The following is an 11,705-nucleotide window of genomic DNA, read 5'->3' as shown; positions in this document are numbered from 1 at the left end:
ATTTTTTTCATTAAGGTGAATCTCCCTGGTTGTTGTTGTCCACGCTTTTGCCTGATGGCAATGGCGTTATCGGCAGGGAGATGGTTAATTTCAATTAAAATAATTAAAAAACATATAATCACCTGAATTTATTAGATGAGCTATGCTAGGGGAAGGGTTGCAACGGTAGGGCAGGCGGGGAGCTCGAATTTTCTGTTTTATGCTGGTACTGATTTTGGCGGATAGCGGTGCGGGGGAAAGTATTGACGCAACCTGCCGGTTTGTCAAAGCGCCGGGATTTCAGGCGAATGGCCCGATAGCCCTCAGGCCAGGCGTTGCGCCTGAGGACATTCCGCTACGCCTGAAATCCTCAGGAATCCGCTGGCTGATTCGTCAGCCACTGAGCGGCGCTGGTGGTGGCAATGTGCTCGCGGTAGTTAAACGTTTCCTGTTTAGGCCATGCCACACCGTCCGGACGGGCAAAGGCCAGCCGGTAGGCCGCGCCAGTGTCATGGGGATGACGTTCTGCATTTTCCCTTAGCCTTTCCCGGCTAAGTAATACTCGCCTGACCGCGCTTTTCCAGTGAGATTGCATCAGGTCAGCCAGCTCTGCGTAAGTCAGCGTATCGCCAGCAATATAAACAATGTCGTTCTGAAAAGCGGGCTGATGAAAGAAGATATCGGCTGTCAGCTGCCCGATGTCGTCTGGCGTGGTGAGTGTCAGGGCATAGTTCCAGTCACCGAGGGCATAAACCGTTTTATTCCCGGCATCGATCACGCCAAAATCGGGTTCAAACAGATAGCTGGTAAAAATACCGGTCGAAACAATTACCCAGTCAGTGTTGCTTTGGGCGCGCAGCAGGTGGCGCACTTCAAGCTGCTCATCCCACACCGGTTGCCCACTCTCTTTGCCGATAACGTCATAATCCACGCCAAACTGCCAGGGAAAATAGCGGGCGACACCCGCCTTGAGCACGGCCTGAGTGATTCTGAGCTGTGTTCCCGGCCCGCCGACAAAACCACTGCAATTAATGATGGCATCATAAGTGCGAAATAATGCTGAGAGTTCGCTCAGGCTATTTTTCTGCAGGTCGCCTTCCACAACGGTGATATTTAGCTTTTGCAGCGCATCCAGCCGGGTTTTAAGTGGGCCGGACGTGGCATGTGCAGCCTCGCTTCTGAGTAATACATTTATTTTGATCAGAGGATGCTGCTGCACTTTTTTAGCCATGGCGTTTAACACCGCCATGCCTAATTCTCCTGCGCCGAGGATAAGAATATTTTCGACATGTTGATCAACGGGTAGCATGCTTGTCTCCTTAGGTTATATCCGTCATCCTGACAGCGGACAAACCCTGATTCAATCAGGTACACCCGTGATACCGGAGGAGAGATGGAACCCAATCGCGAAGCCCTGCTGCAGTTTTCCAGACAATTTTGTGAGGCGTTGAGTCACGATGATGAAACATTAAAGCGTGAAATTCTTTCACACGCCGGCAATCGCTGGTCGCTGGGTATATTGCATATTCTGGTCACCCATGGACCGTTGCGCCATGCAGAAATTGGTCGTTTACTCCATGGCGTCACGCAACGAATGCTGACACGCACACTGCGTACGCTTGAGCGTGACGGCCTTATTTCCCGTTGTGATTATCAGGAAAAAGTACCGCGTGTCGTCTATACGGCCACGGACGCGGGCGAAGAAATGATGATGAAAATGATGCCGCTCTGGGCGTGGATTATTTCGTCGGCCGACTATTTTAAGCAAAGCAGAATTACGTTTGATACTCCTCCTCAGTAATGGCATTAAATTGCGTGATGACGACCTTGCTGAGGATGCGTGATTATTTCCCTGCTGCCAATAGTGCAATTTTTTTGCACTATTAATCCTGTCCCGGTTTTGGCAGGTTGTCTCGTGAGAATTCACGCATTGAGAGCAGCACGGGCATCAGATTATGGCCTGCACGCGTGAGTGCGTATTCAACACGCGGGGGCAGTTCACCAAAATCAGTGCGGGTTATCAGCCCATCACGTTCAAGCTTGCGCAGATGTTGAGTCAGGACTTTATGCGATATCTCCGGCATACTCTTCATGAATTGCGAGTGACGCATCGCAGGCTCCGCAAATAACCTGAATAAAATCTGCAGTGTCCATCTGCCGGAAATAATAGTTAAACATTGCGTGACATAAGCGACCGAACCTTCTGGTCCGAGACAACGTGTTTTCTCATCATCGCCTACAGGCACTTTCAGGTGCGTAATTGATTCATTCATCAGTTTATTTTCCAATAGATTTTTCACGTATTCTGGAGAACAGTAATGGATCTGAAACTCGACGGCAAAATTGCTCTGATAACGGGTAGCACCAAAGGTATTGGAGAAGCGGTAGCCAGAGGGCTTGCCGCTGAAGGCACCCGCGTTATTATACATGGCCGGGATCCAGCTAAAGCTGAAAATATCGCCAGCGATATCTTAAAGCAAGGTGGACAAGCATACGCAGTAACGGGAGATTTAACCCGTGAGGCAGATATTCAACTGCTTTATCAGCAAGTCTGTTCGCTTGTACAATCCGTTGATATTGTTGTTAATAATGCGGGTGGCTCCGGCCCCACAGAGGACTGGACGTCTTTTTTGCCAGAAACCTGGGCGGCTGGGTATGATAAAAATGTCCTTTCAGCCTTACGTGTCATTAATCTTTTTCTTCCTGGGATGCGTGAACAAAAATGGGGCAGAATCATTAATATTTCGAGCCTGGCAGCGTTGATGCCTCCCGCCAGGCGTCCGGATTATGCTGCTGCTAAAGCAGGGATTATTGCCATGACCTCATCGCTGGCAAAAGCGGTCGCACACGATGGCGTAACCGTAAATACTCTCTCACCGGGTACTATTCATAGTGCAAGCCTGGAAAAAGCATTTCGTCAAACGGCCAAAGATGCAGGGCTTTCAGCTGACGCGCCATGGGAAGATATTGAACAGGCCGTATTGCCCCTGTATGCCAATGTGCCCATGGCGCGCGTAGGGACGCTCAAAGAAATAGCGGACGCCATCACCTTTCTGGCCAGCCCGTTGTCGGGTTACATAACGGGTTCAAATTTAAGGCTTGATGGCGGTATGTGGCCCGGACTTTAAAGCCAGCCGCACAACATCCTGAATAAAATCTCTGTTTCAGCTACTACTTCATTCGATGGCATCATCAGAGCCTATTTAATCATCAGAACTGGGCAGGCTGCTGTTGCAGCCTTGCTTATACCCTAACGTCATCCTCTTCATGATGCGCGCAGTTCCGGTCGGTATGCCCAATCCTGTTTATTGACAGTCCACGCCTGGTCATGCATATTGTTATGTTATAACGTAACAATGAAAGTACCATGATGAAAAACTCGCTCTCCCTGATTATTGCGGCGCTGCTGTCGCTTCCTGTATTCAATGCTAATGCCAGTAACTATCCGCTCACCGTTGATAACTGCGGTGTCAAAGAGACCTTCGCTCATCCGCCTGCGCGTGTCGTCACCGTTGGCCAGCATGAAACGGAACTGCTGCTGGCGCTCGGTCTGGCAGATAAAATTGCCGCAACCTCGGTGTGGTTTGGCGCGCTGCCCGCCGATTTGCAAGGGCAGGGCAGCCAGCTTAAACGGCTGGCCGATAACGCCCCAGGCTTTGAAGCGGTGGTGGCGCAGCGCCCGGAGCTGGTGCTGGCGCAGTACAGCTGGCACGTCGGGCCGCAGGGTGAAGTCGCCACGCGTGAACAGTTTGAACAGCTCGGCATCCGAACCTGGATTTCGCCTGCCGACTGCATCGGCAAAGCCGTCACCACCACGTCCAATAGCGACGGTGCACGCACCACACCGTATGGGATCGAGGTGATCTTTGCGGAAATCACCGCGCTGGCGCGCATTTTTGATGTGCCGGCGCGTGGCGAAGCGCTCAAACAGCAGCTGGCCGCTCGTATAGCACAGGTTCAGCAGCAGCTGCACAAATCGCCGTCAGCGCCGCTGAAGGTGGTTTACTGGTTTTCCAGCCCGCGCCTGAAAGGCGATCCCTGGGTCGCCGGCAATAAAGGGGCACCGGGCTGGATCAGCCAGACGCTCGGTCTGACTAACATTATCGATTCAGACGAAGAGTGGCCGGCGGTCACCTGGGAGCACATTGTCTCCGCGCAGCCGGACATCATCGTTATTGCCAGCATGGCGCGGCGGCTCTATCCCGCCGATGACGTCGCGGTTAAAAAACACTTTCTGCAAAGCGATCCGGTGACGCGTGAAATGCCAGCGGTGAAAAACGGCCACATTGTGGTGGTACCGGCCATGTCACTGAATCCCTCGTTGCGCAACGTAGAGGCCGTGGAGCTGATCGGTCAGCAGATCGCTGCTTTCGCACCTGCCCGATGAGCGCTCATACTGTCTGTTACTGGCGCACCGGCCTGCTGATTGCTGCGGGCGCGCTCAGCCTGCCGGTGATGATGACGCTGGCCGCGGCGACCGGCGATGTCGCGATCAGCTTTACCCTGACCGCGCAGGCCATCACCAATGGTCTTGGCATCACGCATTACGACCTGCCGGCGCTGGAAGCCGGCATCGTCTGGCAATACCGCATGAGCCGCGCGCTGATGGCGGCGAGCAGCGGCGGCGGGCTGGCACTGTGTGGGCTGGTGTTGCAGTCGTTGCTGCGCAATTCGCTGGCCGACCCTTATCTGCTGGGGATTTCCGCCGGCGCATCAACCGGCGCGGTGTGCGTGATGCTGCTTGGCATCGGCGGCGGCGCCATCACCACCGGTGCCGGCGCGTTTGGCGGTGCCTGTCTTGCATTTATGCTGATTGTTCTGCTCTCCGGCGGCATGCGGGAAAACACCGCGCGCATCATTCTGGCCGGTATTGCCGGGACGCAATTATTTAATGCGCTGACCGCTTACATTGTCAGCACGGCGGCCAATGCAGAGCAGTCGCGCGGCGTGATGTTCTGGCTGCTCGGCAGCCTGAGCGGTGTACGCTGGGCAGATGCATTACTGTGTTTTGCCGTAACCCTCGCCGGTCTGCTGACTGTGCTCTACCATGCGCGCGCGCTGGATACCTTCTCATTTGGAGCGGAAGTCTCCGCGACACTCGGCACGCAGGTTTCAGCGGTGCGCATCGTATTACTGCTGACCACTGCGTTAGTGACGGCGGTGATTGTCAGCGCGATTGGTGCGGTCGGTTTTGTCGGGCTGGTGATCCCGCATATCACCCGCATGATTGCCGGGCCGCGTCATCTGGTGACGATTCCGCTCGCATTCCTGGGCGGCTGCCATTTCATGGTGATTGCCGACCTGGTATCGCGCACGTTAATCACCCATCAGGTGCTGCCAATAGGCGTGGTGACGGCGTTAGTCGGCGCCCCGGTGTTCGCCCTGATTCTGTATCGCAACCGGGAGAAATCATGAAGTATGTCGCGGTGGATAAACTGAGCGTGATGCTACAGGCGCGCAGCGTGTTATCTGACATCAGTTTTGCGGCGCAGCGGGGACAAACGGTCGGGTTGCTCGGCCCTAATGGCTCGGGCAAATCGACGCTAATCCGTGCGCTGGCGGGCGTTCAGCCCTGTGCTTATGACGGGCTGGAGATGGGCGGCACGCGGCTGAACCAACTCAGCCGGCGGCAGCGTGCCCGTACGCTGGCCTTCGTGCCGCAGCATGCCGAAATGGAAGCTGAGATGTGCGTCAGCGACATCGTGCGTCTGGGACGGGCGCCGCATCGCAACGCGTTCAGCCCATGGCGGATGGCAGATGAAACGGCGGTGCAGCACGCGCTGTCGCTGATGAAACTGGATGCGCTGGCCGGGCGGTCGTGGCAGCGCCTGTCCGGTGGCGAACGCCAGCGCTGCCAGATCGCGCGTGCGCTTGCGCAGCAGCCGGATATTCTGTTGCTGGATGAGCCGATTAACCATCTGGATATTCAGTTTCAGCTTGAGCTAATGCGGCTGATTGCCGCACTGCCGGTCACGGTGATTGTGGCCCTGCACGACCTGAATCTGGCGGCAAAATTTTGCCAGCATCTGGTGGTGCTGCAGCAAGGGCAAGTGGTGGCGAGCGGTGAGCCCGCCGCCGTGCTGACGCCTGCCCTGATTCAGCGGACGTGGCAGGTCGAGGCCATCGTCAACCGCAGCGAGCGCGGCACCATGAATATTCAGTACGCCTGAACCGGGCTGATCTTAACGTTCGTCGAACGGCACGCCGCCCTTGGATTTATGATGCTTCGGCGTTTCGATAATCGACACGGTGACCACATCAGCATCGATCTCAAACGAATCCACCACCGCCTGGGTGATGGCTTTGAGTAACTTTTTCTTCTGCTCAACGCTACGGCCTTCCGCAGCATAAACGACAATCTCTGGCATAACGGCGTTTCCTCACGGGTTAGAGTTCTTCTCAAGCATACCTCAGCCACGCTGCCGCGCGCAGCGTTAACCTGTCGCGACGGTTAAAAGGCAACAAGCGCCTGACGAATTCCCTGCAATCACCGTGTGTTAAAGTGTGAATTGTTATGTTATAACGTAATTGATTCGATGATAGTGTAACGGTTTATTCGGAAAATTTAATGAAATCAATGCAAAATTTGCTGATCGCTGCGGCGCTCGGCCTGGCTTCCTGCGCCGTTGTGGCGGCGAGCACCCCCGAAAAACCGGTGCGGATTGCCGCACCGTTTGAAATTAAAGGCAGCGATCCGGCGCTCTCCGGCGACATTCTGTTGCGCATGGATGTGGTTGAAACGCTGGTAGAAGTGAACGAACGCGGTGAGCCGGTGGCGGCGCTGGCGCAGCGCTGGCAGGTCTCTGACGATGGGCTGCGCTGGCAGTTCCAGCTGCGCGACGGCGTGCATTTTCACGATGGCTCGCTGCTGGATGCGGTTGCCGTGGTGAAATCACTCAACACCGCACGCGGCAAAGCGGGCTTACTGGACAAAACGCCAATCGCCGACATCAGCGGGGCAGGGCAGCTTGTCACCATCACGCTGCGTGAACCCTTCACGCCGCTGCTGTCGGTCCTGGCGGAAAGCCGCTCGCAAATCCTCGCACTGGCCAGCTGGGATGCGCAGGGCAACATCACGCGCATTATTGGCAGCGGGCCGTTTACGCTCACTTCCTTCCAGCCGCCGCAGTCGCTGACGGTGGCGCGCTTCGCGGATTACTGGGGCGAGAAACCGGCGATTGCCGCCGCCAGCTATCTGGCGACCGGCCGCGCGGAAACCCGTGCGCTGCTGGCAGAAAGCGGTGATGCAGATTACGTGTTTAACCTTGATGCCGCCAGCCGGCAGCGGCTGGCACGCAAAGCGTCGCTGCACATCCCGGCGATTCCGGTGCCGCGCACGTTGATGCTGAAGCTTAATCTGGTCGATCCGCTGCTGGCGGAACTGCCGGTGCGTGAGGCGATCAGCATGGCGATCGATCGCAACGCGCTGGCGCAGGCGGTGCTGCGTTATCCGGGCGCAGCCAGCCAGCTGTTTCCCCCTAACATGGCAGAGTGGCACAACCCGGCACTCACGCCGCTGCACTATCAGCCGCAGCAGGCTGCTCAGTTATTACAGTCGGCCGGCTGGCAACGCGGCGCGGATGGCGTACTGACACGCAACGGCCAGCGCTTCAGCCTGACGCTGCTGACCTATCCCGATCGCCCTGAGCTGCCGCTGATGGCGATGGTGATTCAGCAGCAGCTGCGTCAGGTCGGCATAGACGTGCGAATCAACGCGACCAACGCCAGCGAGATCCCGGCGCAGCACCACAACAACCGTCTGCAGCTGGCGCTGTTTGCGCGTAATTTTGCCCTGACGCCCGATCCGACCGGAACGCTGCTGCAGGATTATGGCACCCACGGCGGTGACTGGGGGGCGATGAACTGGCATGCGGCAGGCTTCGACGCGGCGCTCCACACGCTGACGCAATCCACCGATGGCGCAGCCCGCGCCGGGGCGCGCAGCGTCATCACCCGCGCGCTGCAACAGGAACTGCCGGTGATTCCGCTGGCCTGGTATCAGCAGTCGGCGGCGGTTAACAGCCAGCTGCAGGGCGTCAAACTCGATCCGTTTGAACGCCACTTCGGCCTGCGCCAGATGCACTGGGGGAGCCATGATTAAACAACTCAGCTGGCGCATGGCGCAGGCGCTGTTCGTGGTGCTGGCGGTAGGATTACTGACCTGGCTGCTGGTGCAGGCGCTGCCGGGCGACATGGCGTGGCGTATCGCCTCGGGGCGCTATGGTTACGATCGCGTCGATGCCGACGCGGTGGCGCGGGTACAGCAGGAGCTGAACGGCGCGCTTAACGGCGGCAGTGCGTTGATGCACTGGCTCTTCGATCTGCTGCAGTTTAACTTTGGCCGCTCGCTGGTTTCCGGTGAGCCGGTGATGGATGAGCTGCGCTGGCAGCTGGGCCAGACGCTGGCGCTGGCGGGCGTCTCGCTGCTGCTGGCGTTACTACTGACGCTGCCGCTCGGCATCTGGGCCGGTTGCCATGCCAACGGCCGGCTTGACCGTGCGCTGTTCTGGCTGACCGCCTTGCTGAAATCGGTGCCGCATTTTGCACTCGGCATGCTGCTGATCCTGCTGTTCGCGCTGCAACTCGACTGGCTGCCGAGCGCCGGTCACGGCGAGCTGCGCCATTTCCTGTTGCCGGCACTGACGCTGGCATTGTCGCTGACGGCTGTCGGCGTGCGCGTGGTGCGCGAAGCCACCTGGCAGGTGGTGTCGTCCGGCTACTATCGCTGGGGAGCGCAAAAGGGACTGTCACCCGCGCGCCTGCTGCTGCGTCACGGCCTGCGTAATCTGAGCGCGCCGGTGCTGACGTGGTTTGGCATGCAGTTTGTCTGGCTGGTGGAAGGCGTGGTGGTGGTGGAAACCCTGTTTGCGTGGCCGGGGATCGGTCACGCTCTGGTGCACGCCATTTTTGCGCGTGACGTGCCGGTAATTCAGGCCAGTGCCATGACGCTCGGCCTGCTGTTTGTCCTGCTGAACATGCTGGTGGATGCCGGTTGTCATCTGCTCGATCCCCGGGGGGCGCGCGCATGAAGATGACGCTTTCACGCTGGGTGGGTCTGGTACTGCTGGCGGCGCTGCTGGCTTACGCGTTTTTGCTGCCGCTGATTCAGCACGGCGATCCGCTACAGCAGGATTTGCTGCAGATGCTGCAGACGCCGAACCGCAGCCATTTGCTCGGTTTCGACCATCTCGGTCGCGATATGTTAACGCGCCTCAGCGCCGCGCTGCGTCTGTCACTCGGGCTGGCAGCCCTGTGCGTGATCAGTGCGCTGATAGCGGGCGTGTTCACCGGTGTGCTCAGTGCGCTGTACGGTGGCTGGCCGGAGCGATTACTGAGCATCGTCGGCGATATGTGCCTCGCGCTGCCGGGATTACTGCTGGTACTGCTGCTGGCCGCCATTGCGCCAGACGCGCCGCAGATGCTCTGGCTGGGCATTTCGCTGGTGCTGTGGGTGGAATTTTTCCGCGTCACGCGTGCCACGCTGCGGCCAATTGTGCAGGCGCCCGGTATGCAGGCCAGCAAACTGCTCGGGTTCTCTGCCTGGTATCGTTTTCGTCATCATCTGTGGCCTGTGCTGGCACCGGTACTGCTGACGCTGACTTTATTCTCTTTCAGCAGCGCCATCATGGCGGTGTCGGCGCTCGGTTTTATCAGCGTTGGCGTGCGTCCGCCCACGCCGGAGCTGGGCCTGATGATGACCGAACTGCTGCCGTTTGCGTGGGAAGCGCCGTGGCTGCTGATGCAGCCGGTAGCCGCACTGTTTTTACTGTTGATCAGCCTCAATCTGCTGATGAAAAAGGAGCGATGATGAAGGGATTACAGATCACCGGGCTGAGCGTTGCCACAGCGACTGAAACACTGGTTGAGCCGGTGGATGTGCGGCTACAACCCGGTCAGCCGCTGACGCTGCTCGGCGAAACCGGATCGGGGAAAAGTCTGCTGGCGCAGGCGATCATGGGGATATTGCCGCCGTCGCTGCAGGCCAGCGGTGAGTTGATGATCAACGGCAGACACTTTCAGCTGCCGCAGGATACGGCGCAGCTGCGTCGGCTGTGGGGCAATACGCTGGCTTCGCTGCCGCAGGAGCCGTGGCTATCGCTCGATCCGACCATGGCGATTCAGCAACAGGTGGCGGAAGGGCATCGCTTCGTGCGCGGTTTGCCGCCTGCCGCCAGCGCTGCAGCGGCGCAGCAGGATCTGCAGCAGCTTGGCCTGGCCGCGGCGGCACGGCGTTATCCGTGGCAGCTTTCCGGCGGCATGGCACAGCGCGCCGCGTTTGCGGCAGCCCGTGCCGGTGGCGCGCAGGTTCTGATTGCCGATGAGCCGACCAAAGGGCTGGATGTGGCGCGCCGCGACGAAGTCAGCCAGCTGTTACAGCGCGAAGTGGCCGACGGCGGCATGCTGTTGACCATCACCCACGACATCGCCCTGGCACGCCAGCTGGGCGGCGACGTGCTGGTGATACATAAAGGCAGCGTGATTGAACAGGGCCCGGCGCAGCAGGTGTTACAGTCGCCGCAGCAGCCTTACACGCGCGCGCTGCTGGCTGCCGATCCGGCCTGCTGGCCCGCCCGACAACAAACTATGATCGGTGCCAGGCCGGTGATCAGCGCCCAGGACATTATGCTGGCGCGCGGGGGCAAAAGGCTGGGTGTGCCACGCGATTTCACGCTGCACGCCGGTGAAATCGTTGGCCTGCACGGTGCCAGCGGCAGCGGCAAAAGCAGTTTCGGCGACGTGCTGTTGGGGTTGCTCGCGCCGCAGCAGGGCCGCGTAACGCACCACGCTGATGCCGATGCGCTGAAATATCAGAAAATCTATCAGGATCCTTCCGCGCTGTTTCCGCCGCAGCGCACGCTGGGGCAAAGCATCAACGATGTGCTGCGGCGTCACGCTCTCCCGCCGGCACAGCGCGATGCGCTCATGGCACGGCTGGCCTTGCATCCCGCGCTGCTGACGCGGCGACCAGAGGCGCTCTCCGGCGGCGAACTGCAGCGCTTCGCGCTGCTGCGGGTGATGCTGCTGCGGCCGGTATTTCTGTTTGCCGATGAGCCGACGTCACGCCTCGATCCGCTGGTGCAGCAGCAAACATGGCAGTTGATCGTGGAACTGGCGCGCGAGCAGCAGTGCGCGGTGCTGCTGGTGAGTCATGACCGCGATCTGCTGGAGAAAGGCACTCATCGGGTGATTGCCATGGAAGCGGCTTAGCGATCGGGCGGCTGGCTGTCACCCGGCCCGAGACTCCGCTGCATTACCACGGTGTCCAGCCAGCGGCCATGTTTGTAACCCACCGATTTCATCACGCCGGTGTGCTCAAAACCGAGCGCCCGGTGTACTCCCAGCGAGCCCTGGTTGGCGCTGTCACCGATAATCGCGATGATCTGGCGAAAGCCAGCGGCTTCGGCCAGCGCCACCGCTTTTTGCAGCAACGCTTTACCGATACCGCGTCCGGTTTGCTGCGGGTCGAGATAGATAGAGTCTTCCAGCGTGAAGCGGTAGGCATAACGCGGACGATACGGCGCGAGATAGCAGTAACCCAGCACCTGATCCTGCTCTTCAGCCACCAGCCAGTAACCGCCGCGCTCGTGCACGTCATTGATACGCCGCAGCATTTCACTCTCCGCCGGCGGTTCCGTTTCGAAGGTTGCGGTGCCGTGCAGCACGTGCCAGGCGTAAATCTTCTGTATCGCCGCCGCGTGATGCGGCTGCGCGGGAATAATGTCCAT

Annotated in this window: 13 protein-coding genes; 9 read left to right on the top strand and 4 right to left on the bottom strand. The window is 58.7% G+C overall.

The window, feature by feature from the left end:
• Positions 1-349 precede the first annotated feature (349 nt).
• On the bottom strand, positions 350-1,288 hold the full coding sequence (locus AC6I8F_RS22325) for an aromatic alcohol reductase (protein WP_498028907.1): 939 nt from the start codon (positions 1,286-1,288) through the stop codon (positions 350-352).
• Positions 1,289-1,372: 84 nt separating this feature from the next.
• Here AC6I8F_RS22325 and AC6I8F_RS22320 point away from each other — a divergent pair, with 84 nt between their 5' ends.
• Entirely contained in the window at positions 1,373-1,780 is a 408-nt protein-coding gene (locus AC6I8F_RS22320; RefSeq protein ID WP_288444923.1) for a winged helix-turn-helix transcriptional regulator, read from the top strand.
• Positions 1,781-1,862: 82 nt separating this feature from the next.
• Here the strand turns inward: AC6I8F_RS22320 and AC6I8F_RS22315 are convergent, their stop codons facing one another.
• On the bottom strand, positions 1,863-2,252 hold the full coding sequence (locus tag AC6I8F_RS22315) for a winged helix-turn-helix transcriptional regulator (RefSeq protein WP_072208581.1): 390 nt from the start codon (positions 2,250-2,252) through the stop codon (positions 1,863-1,865).
• A gap of 45 nt (positions 2,253-2,297) precedes the next feature.
• Between AC6I8F_RS22315 and AC6I8F_RS22310 the strand changes: the two genes are divergently transcribed.
• The 4 genes from AC6I8F_RS22310 (at position 2,298) to AC6I8F_RS22295 (ending at position 6,149) form a co-directional block, all read left to right on the top strand.
• On the top strand, positions 2,298-3,107 hold the full coding sequence (locus AC6I8F_RS22310; protein WP_498028906.1) for an SDR family NAD(P)-dependent oxidoreductase: 810 nt from the start codon (positions 2,298-2,300) through the stop codon (positions 3,105-3,107).
• A gap of 239 nt (positions 3,108-3,346) precedes the next feature.
• Complete coding sequence (locus AC6I8F_RS22305; RefSeq protein ID WP_498028905.1) at positions 3,347-4,366, top strand: ABC transporter substrate-binding protein; 1,020 nt, start codon at positions 3,347-3,349, stop codon at positions 4,364-4,366.
• A complete protein-coding gene (locus tag AC6I8F_RS22300) occupies positions 4,363-5,394 on the top strand; it encodes a FecCD family ABC transporter permease (RefSeq protein ID WP_166710565.1) in 1,032 nt (343 codons plus the stop codon). The genes AC6I8F_RS22305 and AC6I8F_RS22300 overlap by 4 nt, the downstream gene beginning before the upstream one ends.
• Complete coding sequence (locus tag AC6I8F_RS22295) at positions 5,391-6,149, top strand: ABC transporter ATP-binding protein (protein ID WP_498028904.1); 759 nt, start codon at positions 5,391-5,393, stop codon at positions 6,147-6,149. The genes AC6I8F_RS22300 and AC6I8F_RS22295 overlap by 4 nt, the downstream gene beginning before the upstream one ends.
• Before the next feature lie 12 nt (positions 6,150-6,161).
• On the opposite strand, the gene AC6I8F_RS22290 is transcribed toward AC6I8F_RS22295, so the two are convergent.
• Complete coding sequence (locus AC6I8F_RS22290; protein WP_021508848.1) at positions 6,162-6,347, bottom strand: tautomerase family protein; 186 nt, start codon at positions 6,345-6,347, stop codon at positions 6,162-6,164.
• Positions 6,348-6,547: 200 nt separating this feature from the next.
• On the opposite strand from AC6I8F_RS22290, the gene AC6I8F_RS22285 reads away from it, so the two are divergent.
• Genes AC6I8F_RS22285 through AC6I8F_RS22270 form a run of 4 tightly spaced genes read left to right on the top strand, consistent with a single transcriptional unit; the run spans position 6,548 to position 11,187 of the window.
• Positions 6,548-8,080, top strand: coding sequence for an ABC transporter substrate-binding protein (locus AC6I8F_RS22285; protein ID WP_498028903.1), 1,533 nt, complete (start codon positions 6,548-6,550; stop codon positions 8,078-8,080).
• The gene (locus AC6I8F_RS22280) at positions 8,073-9,008 is read left to right on the top strand and encodes an ABC transporter permease (protein WP_346303522.1); all 936 of its coding nucleotides are present in this window, start codon (positions 8,073-8,075) and stop codon (positions 9,006-9,008) included. Before AC6I8F_RS22285 ends, AC6I8F_RS22280 begins: the two co-directional genes overlap by 8 nt.
• Positions 9,009-9,010: 2 nt before the next feature.
• Positions 9,011-9,787, top strand: a complete 777-nt coding sequence (locus AC6I8F_RS22275; RefSeq protein ID WP_498029026.1) for an ABC transporter permease — start codon at positions 9,011-9,013, stop codon at positions 9,785-9,787.
• A complete protein-coding gene (locus tag AC6I8F_RS22270; protein ID WP_498029025.1) occupies positions 9,787-11,187 on the top strand; it encodes an ABC transporter ATP-binding protein in 1,401 nt (466 codons plus the stop codon). Before AC6I8F_RS22275 ends, AC6I8F_RS22270 begins: the two co-directional genes overlap by 1 nt.
• Here AC6I8F_RS22270 and AC6I8F_RS22265 read toward each other — a convergent pair.
• Positions 11,184-11,705 (bottom strand): GNAT family N-acetyltransferase, encoded by a 522-nt coding sequence (locus AC6I8F_RS22265; protein ID WP_058776198.1) that lies wholly within the window; start codon positions 11,703-11,705, stop codon positions 11,184-11,186. The genes AC6I8F_RS22270 and AC6I8F_RS22265 overlap by 4 nt on opposite strands.

The organism is gamma proteobacterium symbiont of Axiagastus rosmarus (assembly GCF_059730925.1).
This window is presented reverse-complemented; position numbering and strand designations above follow the sequence as displayed.

Bases quoted from the DNA above. Each gene is read 5' to 3' on its own strand.
- AC6I8F_RS22325 (WP_498028907.1), bottom strand. From the start codon at position 1,288: ATGCTACCCGTTGATCAACATGTCGAAAATATTCTTATCCTCGGCGCA.
- AC6I8F_RS22320 (WP_288444923.1), top strand. From the start codon at position 1,373: ATGGAACCCAATCGCGAAGCCCTGCTGCAGTTTTCCAGACAATTTTGT.
- AC6I8F_RS22315 (WP_072208581.1), bottom strand. From the start codon at position 2,252: ATGAATGAATCAATTACGCACCTGAAAGTGCCTGTAGGCGATGATGAG.
- AC6I8F_RS22310 (WP_498028906.1), top strand. From the start codon at position 2,298: ATGGATCTGAAACTCGACGGCAAAATTGCTCTGATAACGGGTAGCACC.
- AC6I8F_RS22305 (WP_498028905.1), top strand. From the start codon at position 3,347: ATGATGAAAAACTCGCTCTCCCTGATTATTGCGGCGCTGCTGTCGCTT.
- AC6I8F_RS22300 (WP_166710565.1), top strand. From the start codon at position 4,363: ATGAGCGCTCATACTGTCTGTTACTGGCGCACCGGCCTGCTGATTGCT.
- AC6I8F_RS22295 (WP_498028904.1), top strand. From the start codon at position 5,391: ATGAAGTATGTCGCGGTGGATAAACTGAGCGTGATGCTACAGGCGCGC.
- AC6I8F_RS22290 (WP_021508848.1), bottom strand. From the start codon at position 6,347: ATGCCAGAGATTGTCGTTTATGCTGCGGAAGGCCGTAGCGTTGAGCAG.
- AC6I8F_RS22285 (WP_498028903.1), top strand. From the start codon at position 6,548: ATGAAATCAATGCAAAATTTGCTGATCGCTGCGGCGCTCGGCCTGGCT.
- AC6I8F_RS22280 (WP_346303522.1), top strand. From the start codon at position 8,073: ATGATTAAACAACTCAGCTGGCGCATGGCGCAGGCGCTGTTCGTGGTG.
- AC6I8F_RS22275 (WP_498029026.1), top strand. From the start codon at position 9,011: ATGACGCTTTCACGCTGGGTGGGTCTGGTACTGCTGGCGGCGCTGCTG.
- AC6I8F_RS22270 (WP_498029025.1), top strand. From the start codon at position 9,787: ATGAAGGGATTACAGATCACCGGGCTGAGCGTTGCCACAGCGACTGAA.
- AC6I8F_RS22265 (WP_058776198.1), bottom strand. From the start codon at position 11,705: ATGGACATTATTCCCGCGCAGCCGCATCACGCGGCGGCGATACAGAAG.